The sequence below is a fragment of the Pseudarthrobacter sp. 01T43 genome (assembly GCF_056398665.1).
The window spans coordinates 16,638-33,205 of the sequence record NZ_JBFTPV010000011.1 but is presented as its reverse complement, the minus strand read 5'-3'; the positions used below and the strand labels follow the sequence as shown (position 1 = coordinate 33,205).

At 68.4% G+C, this 16,568-nt stretch carries 19 protein-coding genes; 16 read left to right on the top strand and 3 right to left on the bottom strand.

What is annotated here, in order from left to right; genetic code table 11:
- Positions 1-32: 32 nt before the first annotated feature.
- Positions 33-545, bottom strand: a complete 513-nt coding sequence (locus AC1DIM_RS11800) for a hypothetical protein (protein ID WP_477710674.1) — start codon at positions 543-545, stop codon at positions 33-35.
- A 242-nt stretch (positions 546-787) separates the two neighbouring features.
- Between AC1DIM_RS11800 and AC1DIM_RS11795 the strand changes: the two genes are divergently transcribed.
- The 14 genes from AC1DIM_RS11795 (at position 788) to AC1DIM_RS11730 (ending at position 12,608) form a co-directional block, all read left to right on the top strand.
- Positions 788-2,020, top strand: coding sequence for a multidrug effflux MFS transporter (locus AC1DIM_RS11795; RefSeq protein ID WP_477710673.1), 1,233 nt, complete (start codon positions 788-790; stop codon positions 2,018-2,020).
- An 82-nt stretch (positions 2,021-2,102) separates the two neighbouring features.
- Positions 2,103-2,543 (top strand): MarR family winged helix-turn-helix transcriptional regulator, encoded by a 441-nt coding sequence (locus tag AC1DIM_RS11790; RefSeq protein WP_477710672.1) that lies wholly within the window; start codon positions 2,103-2,105, stop codon positions 2,541-2,543.
- Entirely contained in the window at positions 2,536-3,960 is a 1,425-nt protein-coding gene (locus tag AC1DIM_RS11785) for an MFS transporter (RefSeq protein ID WP_477710671.1), read from the top strand. The genes AC1DIM_RS11790 and AC1DIM_RS11785 overlap by 8 nt, the downstream gene beginning before the upstream one ends.
- Positions 3,961-4,007: 47 nt before the next feature.
- Complete coding sequence (locus AC1DIM_RS11780; RefSeq protein WP_477710670.1) at positions 4,008-4,487, top strand: hypothetical protein; 480 nt, start codon at positions 4,008-4,010, stop codon at positions 4,485-4,487.
- Complete coding sequence (locus AC1DIM_RS11775; RefSeq protein ID WP_477710669.1) at positions 4,484-5,443, top strand: hypothetical protein; 960 nt, start codon at positions 4,484-4,486, stop codon at positions 5,441-5,443. Before AC1DIM_RS11780 ends, AC1DIM_RS11775 begins: the two co-directional genes overlap by 4 nt.
- The gene (locus AC1DIM_RS11770) at positions 5,430-6,710 is read left to right on the top strand and encodes a V-type ATPase 116kDa subunit family protein (protein ID WP_477710668.1); all 1,281 of its coding nucleotides are present in this window, start codon (positions 5,430-5,432) and stop codon (positions 6,708-6,710) included. Before AC1DIM_RS11775 ends, AC1DIM_RS11770 begins: the two co-directional genes overlap by 14 nt.
- Positions 6,707-7,144 carry an ATP synthase subunit C gene (locus AC1DIM_RS11765; RefSeq protein WP_477710667.1) on the top strand — a complete coding sequence of 146 codons (438 nt, stop codon included), beginning with the start codon at positions 6,707-6,709 and terminating at the stop codon, positions 7,142-7,144. Before AC1DIM_RS11770 ends, AC1DIM_RS11765 begins: the two co-directional genes overlap by 4 nt.
- Before the next feature lie 14 nt (positions 7,145-7,158).
- Entirely contained in the window at positions 7,159-7,383 is a 225-nt protein-coding gene (locus tag AC1DIM_RS11760; RefSeq protein ID WP_477710666.1) for a V-type ATP synthase subunit F, read from the top strand.
- Entirely contained in the window at positions 7,380-7,916 is a 537-nt protein-coding gene (locus AC1DIM_RS11755) for a hypothetical protein (RefSeq protein ID WP_477710665.1), read from the top strand. Before AC1DIM_RS11760 ends, AC1DIM_RS11755 begins: the two co-directional genes overlap by 4 nt.
- 20 nt (positions 7,917-7,936) lie before the next feature.
- Positions 7,937-9,652, top strand: a complete 1,716-nt coding sequence (locus AC1DIM_RS11750; protein WP_477710664.1) for a V-type ATP synthase subunit A — start codon at positions 7,937-7,939, stop codon at positions 9,650-9,652.
- Positions 9,649-11,097 carry a V-type ATP synthase subunit B gene (locus tag AC1DIM_RS11745; protein ID WP_477710663.1) on the top strand — a complete coding sequence of 483 codons (1,449 nt, stop codon included), beginning with the start codon at positions 9,649-9,651 and terminating at the stop codon, positions 11,095-11,097. Before AC1DIM_RS11750 ends, AC1DIM_RS11745 begins: the two co-directional genes overlap by 4 nt.
- A complete protein-coding gene (locus tag AC1DIM_RS11740; RefSeq protein ID WP_477710662.1) occupies positions 11,094-11,690 on the top strand; it encodes a V-type ATP synthase subunit D in 597 nt (198 codons plus the stop codon). The genes AC1DIM_RS11745 and AC1DIM_RS11740 overlap by 4 nt, the downstream gene beginning before the upstream one ends.
- Positions 11,687-12,115 (top strand): universal stress protein, encoded by a 429-nt coding sequence (locus AC1DIM_RS11735; protein WP_477710661.1) that lies wholly within the window; start codon positions 11,687-11,689, stop codon positions 12,113-12,115. Before AC1DIM_RS11740 ends, AC1DIM_RS11735 begins: the two co-directional genes overlap by 4 nt.
- Positions 12,116-12,224: 109 nt before the next feature.
- Positions 12,225-12,608 carry a cupredoxin domain-containing protein gene (locus tag AC1DIM_RS11730; protein ID WP_477710660.1) on the top strand — a complete coding sequence of 128 codons (384 nt, stop codon included), beginning with the start codon at positions 12,225-12,227 and terminating at the stop codon, positions 12,606-12,608.
- Between the two features lie 38 nt (positions 12,609-12,646).
- Here the strand turns inward: AC1DIM_RS11730 and AC1DIM_RS11725 are convergent, their stop codons facing one another.
- Entirely contained in the window at positions 12,647-13,462 is an 816-nt protein-coding gene (locus AC1DIM_RS11725; protein ID WP_477710659.1) for an MBL fold metallo-hydrolase, read from the bottom strand.
- 377 nt (positions 13,463-13,839) lie between these two features.
- Positions 13,840-14,700, bottom strand: coding sequence for an SGNH/GDSL hydrolase family protein (locus tag AC1DIM_RS11720; RefSeq protein WP_477710658.1), 861 nt, complete (start codon positions 14,698-14,700; stop codon positions 13,840-13,842).
- Positions 14,701-14,785: 85 nt separating this feature from the next.
- Here AC1DIM_RS11720 and AC1DIM_RS11715 point away from each other — a divergent pair, with 85 nt between their 5' ends.
- Positions 14,786-15,244 carry a DUF1003 domain-containing protein gene (locus AC1DIM_RS11715; protein ID WP_477710657.1) on the top strand — a complete coding sequence of 153 codons (459 nt, stop codon included), beginning with the start codon at positions 14,786-14,788 and terminating at the stop codon, positions 15,242-15,244.
- A gap of 88 nt (positions 15,245-15,332) precedes the next feature.
- The gene (locus AC1DIM_RS11710) at positions 15,333-16,565 is read left to right on the top strand and encodes an amidohydrolase (protein ID WP_477710656.1); all 1,233 of its coding nucleotides are present in this window, start codon (positions 15,333-15,335) and stop codon (positions 16,563-16,565) included.
- The last annotated feature ends 3 nt before the right edge of the window (positions 16,566-16,568 follow it).

Below are 16,568 nucleotides of genomic sequence, written 5' to 3'. Positions count from 1 at the left end.
GATCCGGAAGAGGCGCAGGACACGCCGCGTCGTCAGGAAATGGCGTAAAAGGTGATGGCAAGGCCTGCCGCCAGCAGTGCCTGGCCGAGACCGTGCAGGCGCGGCACTGGCTTCGCTGTGCCCTGTTTGGGCATGGCAAAGGTGGCCAGCAGCCAACCTGCAGCGGCGAATAATGTCAGCAGCGCGCACATCAGCAGAACCAACATGGCGCCCAGCTCGTGTGGCGGGTGGGCCGTCGTCGATCCTCCACCACGGGCAGCGAAGAATAGTGCCAGCCCGGCGAATAGCGTCAGCACCGCCCTGTAAACGGCCAGCCGCAGGGCAAACCACAGAAAGACGACGCCGAGCATCACTGTGAGCGGGACCGTGGCCAGGGGCGCCCAGCCCAGGCCCACCGCCAGCATCACGAACGCCAGCAGGACACCTGCCGCCGCGTCCCCCTTGGCTGCGCGGCCCTTGGCCCGCAGGACCGCAATGGCGCCCAGCACGGCCGCAGCACCGAAAAATGCCACCAGGGCGCCCACCACCAGACCGCTTCGGAACATACCCGCCTACTTCTTCTCAGCTCGCCGTTGTTTCAGGGGCCACCGGCTATCGGTGGGTTCGGGGAGCGAGCCTACAACGTCAAACCGGCAGGAGGCTGGGTGCGCGGTGAACGCCAGCCGATGCGTAACCGTGTTTGCCTGGGGTGGCTGCAGGTACGTCGCCGGAGGCGTAAAGTATGGCAGCCGGTTGCCAGGGTGGCATTAGAATCGCTTGCAACCCGCTCCGCAGCCGAAGGATTTGCATGGACTCCCCGCTCCCCCACGACAACTTTCGGTCGCGGCTGAACCTCATCGGCGGCAAGGACCGGATGGTGCTCGTGGTGGCGTTGGGCATCCTCAGTGCCGTCAGCCCCATGGCCACGGACATGTATCTGGCGTCGATGCCGCGGATGGGCGAGTTCTTTGCAACGACCGCGTCCGTCGTCCAACTGACGCTGACCAGCTACATGATCGGCATGGCGGTGGGCCAGTTCCTGCTGGGGCCCATCTCGGATGTCCTGGGCCGGCACAGGCTGATGGTGGCCGGCAATGTGGTGTTCCTGCTCAGTTCCGTGGCCATCGCCCTGGCCCCCAGCATCGAGGTGGTCCTGGTGCTGCGCGCGCTCCAGGGTGTTTCCGGGGCCGCCGGCGTGGTGATCGCCCGGGCAGCTGTGTCGGACATGGCGTCCGGGCGGCAGGCCGCGAAGCTGTTCTCGCTGCTGGCCACCATCTCCTCGCTCGCCCCGGTGCTGGCGCCCCTGCTGGGCGGCGTGATCGCCACGGTGGCTCCGTGGCAGACGGTGTTCTGGGCGCTGGCCCTCTTCGGGGCGCTGATGCTGGCGTGTTCGGTATTCGTGGTCCCCGAAACGCTCCCCCGCCACCTGCGGCACCGGGGCGGGCTCAAGGCAGTGGCCGCCGGCTCCTGGACCGTACTCCGCACGCCGACCTTCATGGCCTATGCGCTGACCTTCGGGTTCATCTTCGGCTCGCTGTTCTCCTACATCTCCGCCTCATCCTTTGTGGTGCAGAACGTGCTGGGCTACTCTGCGCTGGCTTACTCGGTGATCTTCGCCATCAACGCCGGCGGGGTGATCCTGGGCGCCCTGGTCAACACCCGGCTGGTGGACCGCGTTGAACCGGCAGTCATCCTACGGACGGCCGTGGTGGTGATGTGTGCCATCAACGTTGCCGGCATGGGGCTGGTCCTGGGCGGAATCACCGGCTGGAGCACACTGGTCCACCTGTTCCTGTCCACGGCCGGCATCGGCTTCATCTTTGGCAACGCCACCGCACTCGCCCAGGGCAGCGTCCCGGGGAGGGCAGGCGCCGGATCGGCAGTGCTGGGCCTGATCCAGTTCCTCATCGGCGGTGTGGTGTCGCCGCTGACCGGCATCGCGGGTGAGCACAGCGCGGTCCCCATGGCCATATCCATGGCGGTGTGCTCCGCCCTCGGGGTGGGAGCGGTGGTGGCCAGCATGAGGCTCGCACGAGCCTAGGATCCCCTTCGCAGCGCACAACATGAGCAAGCTCACCGCACATACTCAAGCAACTTGATCAATTTGCTTGTACAATTAATGAATGACCGACGACGTATCGATTGACCAGGCGCTCACGCATTCCCTATTCGAAGCCCTGCACCCCCTCCTCCGGCAGCTCAACGCCGAACGCACCATCTCGCCGGGCAAAATCGGTGTGCTTCGGCACCTTGCGGAGCGCGGAAAGGCCACGACGTCGGAACTCGCCGTTGTGGTCCAGGTCAGCCCCCAGGGCATTTCGCTCGCCGTGCGCGAGCTGGAAGGGCTGGGGTTCGTGGAGCGGGCCCCCGACGCCGACGACAGGCGCCGGGTGTGGATCGAGATCACCCAGGCGGGCAGGCAGAAGCTGGCACGGGAATCCTCCGCCGGACAAGGCTGGCTCGATCGGGCCGTGACGGAGCGCCTGAGTCCAGCCGAGCGGAAATCCCTGGCTGCGGCCATTCCCGCTATCAGGAAGCTTGGAACGGAGCCGTCCAATGACTAACAAAGATTCGGTCCTGGTCCCCGCGCTGGTTTACGCCGCGCTGTCCACCGCCATTGTGAGCTCGCTGGGCATGCTGCTGGTGCCCACCATCTCCCGCGAAATGGACGTGTCAGTGGGCACGGCGCAGTGGATGCTCACCATCAACCTCCTGGTCGGAGCGGTCGCAACCCCTGTGATGGGCCGTCTCAGCGACGGGCCGCACAAGAAGAAGCTGCTGCTGTGGGCCCTGCTGATCATCCTCCTCGGGTCCGTCATCGCCGCGCTGGCGCCCAACTTCACGGTCTTCCTGATCGGCCGGGCGCTCCAGGGCCTGACCTACGGCATCGTTCCGGTGACCATCGCCCTCGCCCGGCGCTACGTCGGCACCGACAAAGTGCGGTTCGCCATTTCGAGCCTGTCGGTGACCGTGGCAACCGGCCTGGGGCTCGGTTACCCGTTGACGGGCATCATCGCCGGAACGTTCGACTTCCGGTTCGCGTTCTGGTTTGCCGCGCTGTTTGTGGTCACGGCCATCATCGTCGTCTTCCGCGCAGTGCCCGGCGGACCTGACGAACGCGCCCCGCGGGTGCCGTTCGACTACACCGGCGCGGGTTTGCTGGGCCTCGGCCTGGGCGTCCTGCTCCTGGGCATCAGCGAAGGACCCAACTGGGGCTGGGCGTCACCGCTGACCATCGGTGCCTTCATTGTGGCCGCCACCCTGCTGACCGCCTGGGTCCGGGCTGAACTGCGCAGCCCGAACCCGCTGATCAACCTTCGGGTCCTCCGGAACGGGGATGTGCTGCTGGCCAACAGCACCGCGATCGGACTGGGCGCCGCCATGTACATCGGCCTGTCCATTTCCAGCCTCATCGCCCAGGCCCCCGCCACCACCGGCTACGGCGTGGCGCTGCCCGTGCTGTGGGCCGGCTTCGTGATGTTCCCGCTGTCGGTGGGAAGCTTCAGCGCCAACCGGCTGGTGCGCCGGCTGGCGCACCGGGTCAAGCTCACCACGCTGCTGCCCATCGGCGCCGGCATCATGGCCGCCGCCGGGCTGCTGCTCTGGTTTGCACACACCCAACTGTGGGAACTCCTGGCCGGGATGCTGGCGCTGGGCCTGGGCATGGGTGCGAGCTATGCCGCCATGCCGGCGTTGATCGCCCGCAGCGTAGCCAGTGAAGAACTGGGCAGTTCCGTCAGTTTCAACCAGGTCCTGCGGACTGTGGGTAGCTCCTTCGGCACGGCCGTCTCCGGTGCGGTGCTCGCGGCCAACATGGCGCCGGACCTCCACCCCACAGGGCGTGGCATCAGCGCGACGCTTGAAATCGGGGCACTCCTCTGCGCGGCCGTTTTTGCCGCCCTGCTCGTCCACGCACTGATTACCCGTATCCGCCGGGCACCGGACGGACAGATGGACGCCCGGGTAAGCGGAAAGCGGTAGGTCGCGGGCCTAGACTGTGGCTCTAAGGACATTTCCGAGGGGGTGTCATGGCGAGACTGAGTATCCTGGACCGGTTCAGGCCCGTGGGAGCCCCCGGTCCAGCAGGTCCGGCAGGAGTGCCGGCCGCCGATGACCAGGGCCCCGCCGCGGAACTGGCTCCCGTGTTCGCAGCGTTGGCGGACGACGTCGCCGGGTGCGCTGCGCTGGTGGAGGAAGCACGCCGCACGGCGGAAGAGACCCTGCTCAGTGCTCGGGGCAAGGCAGCGGCCATGCTGTCCCAGGCCAGGCTCGACGCCGGTGCCGAACGGGCAAAGGCCGCCACCCGCGTGGAACAGGAGGCTTCCAACAGCGACGCGCAAGTGCTTGAAAAGGCACGCCAGGAAGCGGCCGCACTGGAAGATGCTGGTCTGGGGCGCATCCCGGCCGTCGTCGGCGAGGTCATGGAAACCCTCCTGGCCCCGCCGCAGGGCGCACCAGGGACCGTCGCCCAGGTTACCGCCGCACCAGATGACGCCGGACACCAATGAAAGCGGACTGGGTGGCTGCCAGCGTGCGGGCGCGGTCCATGGCGCACCGCCGCGTAGGCGCCGGCGCCAGCCGCGGTATCGCTGCCGAACCCACCCTGGAGAACGCGTTGTCCTCCCTGCATGAATCGGGCTATTCGGAACGGCTTCGGGGCGCATCCGGGCTTGCGGCTGCCGAACGTGCCGTCCAGGAGACAGTCCTATGGCAGCTGCGGGTGCTGGCCGGGTGGCTGCCGGCCTCCGGCACAGCGCTCGCCCGGGCTGCCGCCGGGACTTTCGAAATCGAGAACATCATGGCCCTCGCCCACCAGCTCACGGGCGGTCCGAAGGCCCCCGAGCCTTACCACCTGGGCGCCCTGTCCACCGCGTGGACCCGGCTGGCCCCCGCCGGATCATGTGAGGAGCTGGCAGCTCTCCTCACTGCCACCGCGTGGGGAGCCGACGCCGGCGCTGCCGCCCTGGGTGCTCCCGGAACGGGTTCTCCCGGCACGGGCAGTCTCCGCGACGCGCTCAAAGTCGCCTGGGTCCGCCGGCTGGCCGCAGTGGCGCCCCCGGCCCGGCCGTGGTGCGGTGCGCTGTGCGCCCTGACGGCGGCCCGGATCCTGACGGTCGACGGCGGGACGCCCGCGCCACCCGTGATCCACCTGCTGCGCCCCGTCCTGGGGACCTCATGGGAGGCTGCTGGAACCCTCGCCGAGTTCACAGCAGCGCTGCCTCCGGCCCTTCGGCCGGCCCTGCAAGGTGTGGCGTCCCCCCGTGAGCTCTGGCGCGCCGAAGCCCGGCTGCATGCCGCCGTGGAAAAGGACGGTTTCCACCTTCTCCGCGGGTCCATGCCCGGGCCGGACGTGGTGCTCGGCGCCATCGCCGTACTGTCCACCGATGCGTGGCGTGTCCGGGCGGCTCTCACCGCTGCCGCCGCCGGCGCCGGATCCAGCGAGGTCCTCGATGCCGCGGCGTGAACCGCAGGCCCCGGTCCGGATGGAGCGGGTGGCCCTGGTGGTGCCCGAACAGGACCGGCTCCGGATGCTCGCGGAGGTGGCCCGCCGCGCCACCGTGGAACTGGATCTGCCCTACGTGCCGGGCAGCGGGCCCGAGGAACTGGACAAGGCGGCGGCGGCTGCCACCGTTTCCGGTCCGTCCGCGGCCCTGGCCGGATGGATGCCACGGGACGCGATCCCCGGCCTCTCCGCAGCCATCGCCCCGCTGGGAGGGGCCGTGGTCCCGCTGCCCCGGCCCCGGTGGATCCAGCCGCCCACCATGCTCGATGGCAGTGCCCGCGTCTCCCGCACCCTGGTGGACACCTATGGGACCGTTCCCTACGCTGACCTGGACCCCTCACGCCAGGCCGGATTCGCCTATGTCCTGATGTTCGGCATGATGTTCGGCGATGTCGGCCACGGTGCAGTCCTGTTGGCCGCCGGACTCCTGCTCCGCAGCGGGCGGATCAGGAAACTGGCCAAGCTGCAACGGACCTGGCCCTTCGTGTGCGGGGCAGGGCTCGCCGCCATGGTCTTCGGCCTGCTGTACGGGGAGGCCTTCGGGCCAACCGGGCTGGTGCCCGTGCTCTGGCTCAACCCCCTGTCGAACCCAGTCCCGCTCCTGGTGGCCGGACTGGGCGTAGGAGCCTTCCTGCTGGCCGGCGCGTACGCCATGGGCACCGTCAACCGTGTCCGGGAGGGCGGCTGGGGATACGCGCTCTATGCCCGTTCCGGCGTCGCCGGTTCCCTGCTGTTCCTCGCCGTGGGCCTTTTGGTCTGGGGCCTGGGCACCGGCACGGGGGTGTTGATCCTGGCGGCAGCCGTCATCGCGCTGGGTGCGCTGGCCTTCATCTACATCGGCCTCTTCATTGAGGCCGGCGGCGGGGCAACGGCCATTTTCCAGGCGGTCATCGAACTCGTGGACACCGTGATCCGGCTGGGCTCCAACCTGGTTTCCTTCGCCCGCCTGGCTGCGTTCGGTCTGACGCACGCTGCCCTGCTGATGGTGGTCTGGAACGGCACCACGGCCCTGTGGGCTCCGGACTGGCGCGCAGCCGCAGCCATCCTGCTGTTCCTCGTGGGAAACATCATCACCTTCGCCCTTGAAGCGCTGGTGGCGGGCATCCAGGCCCTGCGCCTTGAATACTACGAACTGTTCTCCCGCATCTTCCAGTCCGAAGGCCGGCCGTTCAAGCCGTGGTCCCCAGACCTCTCCCCCACCATCCCGGCTGAAAGGCAACACCCGTGAACCTTTGGTTCGGCGCCATCCCCGTCTTCCTCATCGCAGCAACTGGAGCCATCCTGGCGGTCAGGCGCTGGCGGAAGTCCGCGTTCAAGATCCTGGCGGCACTCAATATCGCCGTGATGGCTGGTTCCCTGGCGGTACTGGCCGGTGCACTGACAGCAGGTCCTGCTGCTGCCGCGGCCGCCCCGGCACTCGCCGCGGCAGCCGCAGACACCCCGGCAGGAGCCGGCGGTTCAGCCCTGATCGCTGCCGCCATCGCCGTGGCGGGGTCCTCCATCGGGGCAGCCTTTGCCGTGGCCTACACGGGCTCCGCGGCACTTGCGGCGATGAGTGAACGCCCCGAAATCTTCGGGCGGGCCATGGTGGTGGTGGGCCTGGCGGAAGGCATCGCCATCTACGGCCTGATCATCGCCATCATCCTCATCGGCAAGGCATGAAGGGAGACCGGACCATGACCCAAACCATTGCCGCGATAGGCGAACCGGCCCTGCTGGACGGGTTCCGGCTGGCCGGCGTCAGCGTCTTCGCCGGCACCACCCCCGAGGAAGTCCGCACCGCGTGGACAGAGTTGCCCCGGGACACGGCAGTGGTCATCCTGACGCCCCTTTCCGCGCAGGCGCTTGGGCCGGTCCTGGCCGATCCGCGGGCGCCCCTGACCGTGGTGCTCCCGCAATGACGGCTCTCGCGAGGCCCGCGCTGCCGCCAGGCTCAGACGCCGCCCTGGCGCCGGTGCGGGAGGCCCTCCGGGCGGCCGCGGAGAAGCAGGCCGCCGACTTCCGCGACAACTCAGGCAGGCAGGCCGCGGCCCTCCTGGATGCCGCACGGGCCGAAGCCGCAGCCATCCTCGCCGCCGCCTCCCAGGAAGGCGAGGCCGCGGCCCGCTCCGAAACCACCCTGCGCTCGGCACGGGCGCGCCGCCAGGCTCACGAACTGGTCCTGGCGCAACGCAATGCCCTGCGGACCGAACTCCACCGCCAGGTCCGGCAGGCCGCCGTAGGGCTTCAGACGGACCCGCGCTACCCGGACCTCATGGCCCGCCTGAAAGAACAGTGCCGCGAATTGCTCGGCCCCGACGCCAGCGTGACCGAGAGCCCCGACGGCGGAGTGGTGGCCGAGGCCGGTTCACGCCGCCTGGGCCTCTCCCTTCCCGTGCTTGCCGGGCTGACCCTTGACTCCCTGCCCGCGGCGAGCCAGCTGTGGAGCCGCTAGCGGGCCGCCGGGAGGGCACCGTGGTCCGGATCAGCGGTCCCCTCCTGGAAATCGAGGGCGTGGAGGCGCTGTCCATGCTGGAGCTGATCGCCGTGGGACCGAGCCGGATCAGCGCCGAAACGGTGGCCATCGCCGGGACCCGGGCGACCCTTCAGGCGTATGAGTACACCGGCGGGCTGAAAGCCGGCGATATCGCTGCCCCCACCGGCGGTGAGCTGTCCGGGCTGATGGGCCCGGGCCTGCTGGGCCAGGTCTTCGACGGCCTCATGCGCCCGCTGTCGTCGGCGTCGATGTGGCTGACGCCCGTGCGGTCAGGATCAGCGGAGGACCCCACGGTCCTGGCCCGGGACTGGACCTTCAAGCCGGTGGCGGCGGCCGGGACCCTGGTCTCGGCCGGCGACGTCCTGGGCACCGTGCCCGAGTCCGGGTCCGTGGAGCACCGCGTCCTGGTTCCCGCAGGCGTGTCCGGTGAGCTCAGCTGGATAGCCCCGGCAAGCACGCTCCATGTCCTGGACACGGTGGCGGTGGTGGACGGCCGCGAGGTGGCCCTGTCCGAACAGTGCCCCGTGCGCCGCCCCCGTCCTTTCCGGTCCCGGCACACCGGCACCGTGCCGCTGCACACCGGCCAGCGGGTCCTGGACCTGATGTTTCCGGTGGCGCGGGGAGCTGCCGCGGCAGTCCCTGGCGGTTTCGGGACCGGCAAGACCGTGATGCTGCAGCAGATCGCGAAATGGAGCGACGCCGACGTCATTGTCTATGTGGGCTGCGGGGAACGCGGCAACGAAATGGCGGACGTCCTGGACGGGCTCTCCCAGCTTGAGGACGGCCGCACCGGGGGGAAGCTGATTGACCGGACCGTCATCATCGCCAACACCTCTAACATGCCCATGATGGCGCGTGAGGCGAGCATCTTCACCGGCATCACCGTGGCGGAGTATTACCGGGACATGGGGTACGACGTGGTGGTGATCGCGGACTCTACCTCCCGCTGGGCTGAGGCACTGCGTGAGTTCGCCAACCGCAACGGCGACCTTCCCGCGGAAGAGGGCTACCCAGCCAACCTCGCCTCCGAACTGGCCTCCTTCTACGAGCGGGCCGGCCGGGTGACCACGCTCGGCGGGAAGACCGCGTCCGTGACCGTGATCGGGGCCGTTTCCCCGCCGGGCGGCGACATGACCGAGCCGGTCACCACGGACACCCAGCGCTTTGTCCGGTCCCTGTGGACGCTGGACCGGGACCTGGCCTACTCCCGGCATTATCCGGCTGTCAGCTGGACCGGCTCGTTCGCCCGCGACGCCGAGGCCATCGGCAGCTGGCATGCGAGCAACGGACAGCCGGGCTGGGCCACGCGCCGGGCCCGTGCCGCCGCGCTGCTGGCCGAGGCGGACCGCCTCGCCGAGCTCGCGGAAATCATCGGCACCTCATCGTTGCCCGGCCACGAACGGATGGTGCTGCTGGGCGGCCGCCTGCTGCGGGACGGCGTCCTGATGCAGAACGCGCTGAGTCCCAACGACGCGTTCTGTTCCGCGGAAAAAGGCGCCGCGTTGCTGGACCTGGTGCTCGACGTCGTCGATGCCTGCCAGGAACTCGTGGAACGCGGCGTGGCCGCCACCACCGTGGAACGGGCCGATCTGGGCCCGGTCCTCCGGGCCCGCGAGGAAACCGGGCCCGGGGATGCTGCCGCTGTGACCGCCCGCAGCGCCCAAGTACTCAAAGCATTGGAGGCCTTGCAGTGAGCAGCACGGAAGGCCTGGCCGGGCAGATTTCGCACGGGGACGTCCGGGAGCTCCGCGGGCCGCTGCTGGTGGCCGGCGGGATCGACGGCGTGGGCTGGGACGAGTTCGCCACCATCGACCTGGACGGCGGCGAGCGCCGCCACGGCCTGGTGCTGGAAGTGGACCAGGACCTCGCCACCCTCCAGGTGCTGGAAAGCACCGACGGCATGTCGCTGGGCGGGATCCGGATCCGGTTTGAGGGCCGGCCCCTGCATATCCGGGTGGGAAACGACTGGCTGGGCCGGGTCTGCAACGGGCGCGGGGAACCGGTCGACGGCGGCCCTCCCGTCACAGGCACCGCCACCCTTCCCGTGAGCGGCTGGCCGCTGAACCCGGTGTTCCGGGAATCGCCGCAGGAACCGGTCCTGACCGGGATTTCAGTCATCGACGGCCTGACCACCCTGGTGCGGGGCCAGAAGCTTCCCATCTTCTCGGTGCCGGGCCTTCCGCACCTGACACTGGCCACCCAGATCGCGGCGCAGGCCACCTCGGGCGGACAGTCCTTCCGCGTGGTGTTTGCCGCCATGGGCCTGACCCACGCGGACATCGCCTACGTCCGGGACCGGCTGGAGGAACGCTCTGCGGGCGGCGAATTGGTGCTCCTCCTCAACGCCGCCGACGATCCGGTCATTGAACGGATCCTCACCCCGCGGATCGCACTGACCGTCGCCGAACACCTGGCGTACACCGAGGGCCATGACGTCCTGGTGATCATGTCGGACATGACGAGCTATGCCGAGGCGGTGCGGGAGGTCTCCGCGGCGCGGCGTGAGATCCCGGCCCGGCGCGGCTACCCCGGGTACCTGTACAGCGACCTGGCCACCCTGTACGAGCGCTGCGGCCGGGTCAAAGGCCACCAGGGTTCCGTGACGATTGTCCCGGTGCTGACCATGCCGGCCGGAGACATCACGCACCCGGTCCCGGACCTGACCGGGTACATCACCGAGGGTCAGATCGTCCTGTCGCCGGAGATCGCCGCGCGGGGCATCTACCCGCCGGTGGACGTGCTGTCCTCGTTGTCGCGGCTGATGCGCAGCGGCGCGGGCAAAGGCCGGACCCGCGAGGACCATCTGGACGTCGCGGCCCAGGTTCTTGCCGCCATGGCACGCGCCCGGCAGGCCACCGAACTGGCTGAGCTCGTGGGCACCGCGGCGCTGAGCGAAACCGACCGCAGCTACATCCAATACCGGACCCTGGCCGAAACCGGGCTCTTCAACCAGGGCCGCGACGAGCTCCGGACCCTGGACGATACCCTCGGCCGGGCCTGGGCCGCGCTGGCGGCCTTGCCGGAACAGGAGCTCACCATGGTGTCCACGGCATTCCTGGAACGCTACCTTCCCCACCCGGACGAACCTGGCCCGGATGATGCGCGCGGCGGCGGCAACTATGGGGACCACCGGCCATGAGAAGCACGGGACGGGCAGGCAAGGTCCGGCTGGAGCGCCGGCTGACCACGGCCCAACACGGCGCCCGCCTTTTGGACCGCAAGCAGCACATCCTGGCTGACGAGCTGGAACGGCTGCAGTTCCGGTCGGAGCGGGCCCGCGCGGCGTGGGAGGAGCTGGCGAAGGAAGCGGCGCTCTGGCTGCGCCGTTCCGCCGCGCTGGACGGAACGGGGCAGATTGAGGCGGCCGCGCCGCCGGTGCCCGCCGCGGTGCAGCTGCGCTGGGCCAGCACCATGGGCGTGGTGTATCCCGACGATCCCGCATGCAGTTTCCCGGCTGTTCCCCTGACGGGCGGAAGCTCGGCCTTGTCCTACGCGGCCACGGTACACCGCCGGGCGCTGGAGGCCGGGGTGCGGTACGCGGCGGTCCAGCGGGCCGAAATGCTGGTGACGGCGGAGCTTGCTGCGGCCCGGACCCGGCAACGGGCGGTGGAGAACCGGTGGATACCGCGGCTGGAAAACGAACTGGTGGACATCCGGCGGCAACTGGACGCGCAGGAACTGGAAGAGAGCCTGCGGCTCCGGTGGGCCGCGGACAGGAAGGCCACGCCGTGAGCGATGTGATCCTGGTGGCGGTGAACGATTCCCCTGCGGCGTTCCGGGCTGCGGAAGTCGCCGTCGATTATGCCCGACGGCTGGGCGCGCACCTGAGGGTGGTTACCGTCAGGGACCCCCTGGCGTTGGCCGGGCATCCGGCGAGCATCAACCCGGACGCGTTGGCGAAACAAGCCGATCTTGCCGCCGAGGCGGCCCTCCGCCATGTGGCTTCGTTGGGCACGGCGGCTGGCCTGGAGGTGTCCATCAGCCGGCGCACCGGACGGGTGGCAGCCGAAATCCTGGCCGACGCCCGCGAAGTCCATGCCGGCCTGATCGTCGTGGCGCTGGTGGACCGGCCCGGCAGCGCAACCCCGTACATCGGCAGCCACACCCTGCGGGTGCTGGAGTTCTCGGGCGTCCCCGTGCTGGTGGTCCCGCTGTAGCCCTTCGACAACCACGGCTTGCGGGTGTCATTTCGCGGCGGCCGGGAGCAAAATGGCATGCAGGGGGAACCTATCCAAAGCACTCACTCCGGGACCGAGGACCATAGCCATGAATGTTGGGAAGGTAAGGACTACGCTGATTCTGGCCGCGCTTGTGACCGGGCTGGCCGGGTGCGCCCCGGGCGGCGGTTCGCCGGCGCCGCAGGCAACGGCTTCGCCGGCCCAGGGGATGACAAGTTCCGCAGCGCCGGCCATCACCATCAAGAGCTTCGCGTACGGGGATCCGATCACGGTGTCCCCCGGCGCTACGGTAAAGGTGACAAACCAGGACAGCGCGGACCATACCGTGACCGCGGACCAGGGCCAGGCGTTTGATGCGAAGGTCAAAGCCAACGGGGGCACGGCCACCTTTACGGCCCCGTCGCAGCCGGGGACCTATGCCTTCCATTGCACGTATCATCCGAACATGCACGGGACACTGACGGTCAAATAAGCAGCCGCGATAAGAAACGAGCGGAGTGGAACGAAACCTCAGTGCAGCGGACGCGTTTCCTGCAGCCGCTTGATGAACCAGCGTGACTGCTCCGGGCCGTAGGGCAGCACGGGGATGGCCTTTGTGGCGTCGGAGGGGGCTTCACGGATGGAAGTCTGGGCCTGCCGGACCGCGGTGGTCATGGTGTTGGCCATGGTCTTGACGAACTGGTCGCTGCAGGGCTGGCCGTGGCCGGGGATGAGGAATTCGTAGCGGTGGCGCAGGGCTGAGATGTGGCGCAGGGAGTCGGCCCAGTCCTCCGGGTAGGAATCCTCGAAGGAGGGGTGCGCGCCCTGCTCCACGAGGTCGCCCGCGAACAGGGTGGTGGGCGTGCCCACCAGGAGGTCGCCGTCGGTATGGCCGCGGCCCAGGTGGAAGAGGGTGACCGTCAGCCCGCCGAGGTCCACCAGTACGGGCTGGTCCCGGACGATCGCGTTGGGCACCACCAGCTCCACGTTCTCGCCTTCACCGGTGGACATCTCGGGCTCCAGCGTTCCCACAAAGCGGCGCTGCAGGTCCCCGTGGCTGTCGATCTCGCGCGCACAGTTTTCGTGCGCCCAGAACTCGGTTACGCCGTCGGAGGCGAACACGGCGTTGCCGAAGAAATGGTCGTAGTGCGCGTGGGTATTGACGACGACCAGCGGCAGTTCCGTCTTCTCCCGCACCGCGTCCAGGATCTCGCGCCCCTGCCGCGGCCCGCAGCCGGTGTCCACCACCATGGCACGCTCCGAACCAACCACCAGTCCGGTGTTCAGCAGCGAACCTTCGGTGACCAGCACGTACGTGTCCGCGCCGACTTCGAGCCATTCTGACATTGTTACTCCGTACCTCCGGATGTACTTTGCGTTCTACTGGCCTCGATTCTACCCATGGCTTCCCGGGGTTTCCGGGAGGCGGGACCAGCAGGGAACGTCCGACGGCGGCGCTCCGCCGGGTGCGGGCGTCCCCTTTCGAGAGTGCTTTCCGTATCAGTTCACTGAAGAACAGGCAGCAGCCACACCCGACATCCACCATCCGCTGTTCGATCTGTCAGACCATGACCGGGAGCTGCTAGTCCAAATCCGGGAACTGGCCTCACAGCTGGATCACACGGCCTCGATCGACGAGCTCATCGAAATGCGAGGACGGATCATTCGGGGTCTGAACCAAGGCTGATATGGCCCGCTATCGAGCGGTGCGTCGCTGCCCTTACTCAGGATTTAGTCAGCGCGGCCCACGCCTCCAGGAACTTCTTCGCAAGATAAGCGTGGCCGCTGGTGTTCGGGTGCGCCGCGTCAGCACTGAACCCCGGGCTGTTGGCACCCGTGAACCAGCCGGCCCCGTAGGCGTCGATGAACGGGGCGTTGGCCGCTGCTGCCCCGGCGCGGACGGCTGTGTTCGCGTCGCGCAGTTCCTCCGCGTGGGGCTGCGGGGCGGAGGGTCCAACAACAACCACCTGGATGCCGGGCCAGAACCTGCGGGCCGCTTCGATGGTCTGCGCCGTGGCGGTCTTGAGTTCATCCGGGTTGGTGAGCTGGGAGTCGTTCTGGCCGCCCTGAAGGATGAGGAGGTTGGGGACGAAGCGCGTGTCCTGGGAGATTTTCCGTAACCGGACTTCGTACTCCTGCCCACCGTCGTCCTTCGGGCCTCCGCCCCACGCGAAACCGGTTCCGCCCAGACCGTCGATGTTGGTGGGGTACCCGAGCGCGCGGGCAACAACATACGCCCACCCCTGATCCTCCCGGTCCGCACCTACCCCGGCGGTGTACGAATCGCCAAGAATCAGGAGGACGGGCTTCGCGGGAAGCTCAATCCGCAGCCGAGCGGCAGTCGCAGCGGCGGTCGCCGTAGCCGTCGGCGTCTGCGCCGGCGTGGCAGCCGGGGACGCGGTGGCAGTTGGCGCGGCCACCTTTGCCGGCACGGGGCTGGCGGGTTCACTTGGCCCCCGCGGATTCGTCAGGGCAAGAGCTGCCACTCCGAAGGCAACCACAGCGAGCACAAATAGTGCACCGTACTTGATCCATTCCTGCCTGGTCAGCCTGGGGCGCCTGCCGTTTCTCGTCACCCGCCACATCTTACTGGCCGGGCCTGTCCCCTGGCCTGTGAACGCTGTAACCGCATCGGGCGCAACCGCGCCCCGGCCCGGCTTAGTCTGAGTGATGACCGATCAACAGAACACTTGGCACGACAGACACAAAGCTTCCCTGACCAAAGGCCAACGCGCCGCCGACATCATGCGGAACGGGATGGGGAGCTGGCCCTTCGTGGGAAGTTTTATCGGCTTCATGATCATCTGGGCCGCCATCAACAGCTGGGCGCTGGCGACCCAGGCATGGGACCCATACCCTTACATCCTCTTGAACCTGCTGCTCTCCATGCTGGCAGGACTCCAAGGTGCCATTCTCCTCATCGCCGCCAAGCGACAGGACGCCATCGCGGCGGCCATGGCCAAGCACGACTTCGACACCAACATAAGGGCCAAGGAAGAGATCGAACTTCTCATCACCATTAACCGTGAGCAACTGGAAATACTGCAGGAGCTGAAAAGAATAGCGGCTCTGGTGAGCGTCAACGAGGAGGGCCGGCCGGGCCCCGGAGCGAACGCTACTCAGAACTAAACACATCCCGGGGTGTCCGGGTCTAAGCTAAATACGCCAGTTGCGTCTGGCTGGCCCAGGCGCCCCGACTCCTCAGAGAGTGATTCGCATGAGCGGCTACGACACAGTTTTGGCAGGACTTGATTCGGAGCTCGGCTGGGTCCGGGACCTTTACACCCACCTCCATCGACATCCCGAACTGAGCCTCCAGGAGCAGCAGACCGCCGGCGTCGTCCAGGAGAAACTCACCTCCTTCGGCTACGAGGTCACACGCATCGGAGGCACCGGCGTCGTGGGCGTCCTCACGAACGGCGACGGCCGCACCGTCCTGGCCCGCGCGGACATGGACGCGCTCCCCGTCACCGAGGCCACGGGGCTCCCCTACTCCTCGGAAGTGGACGGGGTAATGCACGCCTGCGGGCACGACGTCCACGTCAGCACCCTGCTCGGCGCCGCCAAGCTGATGGCGGACGGCCGCGAGGCGTGGTCCGGGACCTATGTCGCGTTGTTCCAGCCGGCGGAGGAGATCGGTGCCGGGTCGCAGGCAATGGTCGACGACGGCCTGGTCACCAAGGTGCCGCGCCCCGACGTCGCGCTCTCCCAGCACGTGATGCCCATCGCGGCGGGGACGCTGGCCACCACAGCCGGTCCTGTCCTGTCCGCGGGGGATTCGCTGAAGATCACGGTCTACGGCAAGGGGGCGCACGGGTCCATGCCGCACATGGCGGTGGACCCGGTGGTGCTGGCGTCCTCGATTGTGCTCCGGCTGCAGACCGTCGTTTCACGTGAGACCAAACCGGGCGATTTCGCGGTGGTCACCGTCGGGGCGCTGAACGCGGGTAGGAAGTCGAACATCATCCCGGACCGCGCTACCCTGCTGCTAAACATCCGCACTTACGACAACCAGGTCCGCTCCGCTGTGCTCGCCGCGATCGAGCGGATCGTCCGGGGCGAGTGCGTCACCGCCGGGTCGCCCCGGGAGCCGGAATTCGAGTACTACGACCAGTTCCCGCTCACCAGCAACGACGCCGGCGTGACGGACAAAGTCACGGCCGCCTTCAAGGAGCACTTCGACTCGGGCGCCGTGCTCCCTGCCACGCCGCAGACCGCGTCGGAGGACTTCAGCCGCATCCCCGACGCCTTCGGCGTCCCCTACACGTTCTGGCTCCTGGGCGGCCATGACCCGGAACAGTACCGGGCCGCCGTCGAGCGCGGGACGGTTTCCCAGGACATCCCGGGGAACCACTCCCCCTTCTTCGCGCCGGTGCTGGATCCGACGCTGTCCCTGGGCGTGCAGGCCCAGGTTGTTGCCGCAATGTCCTATTTAGCCAAGGATGCGTAAGCC

What these genes read in the sequence shown, in the direction of transcription:
- AC1DIM_RS11785 (WP_477710671.1), top strand. Translation starts at nt 2,536, where the DNA reads ATGACTAACAAAGATTCGGTCCTGGTCCCCGCGCTGGTTTACGCCGCG.
- AC1DIM_RS11780 (WP_477710670.1), top strand. Translation starts at nt 4,008, where the DNA reads ATGGCGAGACTGAGTATCCTGGACCGGTTCAGGCCCGTGGGAGCCCCC.
- AC1DIM_RS11755 (WP_477710665.1), top strand. Translation starts at nt 7,380, where the DNA reads ATGACGGCTCTCGCGAGGCCCGCGCTGCCGCCAGGCTCAGACGCCGCC.
- AC1DIM_RS11715 (WP_477710657.1), top strand. Translation starts at nt 14,786, where the DNA reads ATGACCGATCAACAGAACACTTGGCACGACAGACACAAAGCTTCCCTG.
- AC1DIM_RS11800 (WP_477710674.1), bottom strand. Translation starts at nt 545, where the DNA reads ATGTTCCGAAGCGGTCTGGTGGTGGGCGCCCTGGTGGCATTTTTCGGT.
- AC1DIM_RS11730 (WP_477710660.1), top strand. Translation starts at nt 12,225, where the DNA reads ATGAATGTTGGGAAGGTAAGGACTACGCTGATTCTGGCCGCGCTTGTG.
- AC1DIM_RS11775 (WP_477710669.1), top strand. Translation starts at nt 4,484, where the DNA reads ATGAAAGCGGACTGGGTGGCTGCCAGCGTGCGGGCGCGGTCCATGGCG.
- AC1DIM_RS11760 (WP_477710666.1), top strand. Translation starts at nt 7,159, where the DNA reads ATGACCCAAACCATTGCCGCGATAGGCGAACCGGCCCTGCTGGACGGG.
- AC1DIM_RS11770 (WP_477710668.1), top strand. Translation starts at nt 5,430, where the DNA reads ATGCCGCGGCGTGAACCGCAGGCCCCGGTCCGGATGGAGCGGGTGGCC.
- AC1DIM_RS11790 (WP_477710672.1), top strand. Translation starts at nt 2,103, where the DNA reads ATGACCGACGACGTATCGATTGACCAGGCGCTCACGCATTCCCTATTC.
- AC1DIM_RS11740 (WP_477710662.1), top strand. Translation starts at nt 11,094, where the DNA reads ATGAGAAGCACGGGACGGGCAGGCAAGGTCCGGCTGGAGCGCCGGCTG.
- AC1DIM_RS11710 (WP_477710656.1), top strand. Translation starts at nt 15,333, where the DNA reads ATGAGCGGCTACGACACAGTTTTGGCAGGACTTGATTCGGAGCTCGGC.
- AC1DIM_RS11720 (WP_477710658.1), bottom strand. Translation starts at nt 14,700, where the DNA reads ATGTGGCGGGTGACGAGAAACGGCAGGCGCCCCAGGCTGACCAGGCAG.
- AC1DIM_RS11725 (WP_477710659.1), bottom strand. Translation starts at nt 13,462, where the DNA reads ATGTCAGAATGGCTCGAAGTCGGCGCGGACACGTACGTGCTGGTCACC.
- AC1DIM_RS11795 (WP_477710673.1), top strand. Translation starts at nt 788, where the DNA reads ATGGACTCCCCGCTCCCCCACGACAACTTTCGGTCGCGGCTGAACCTC.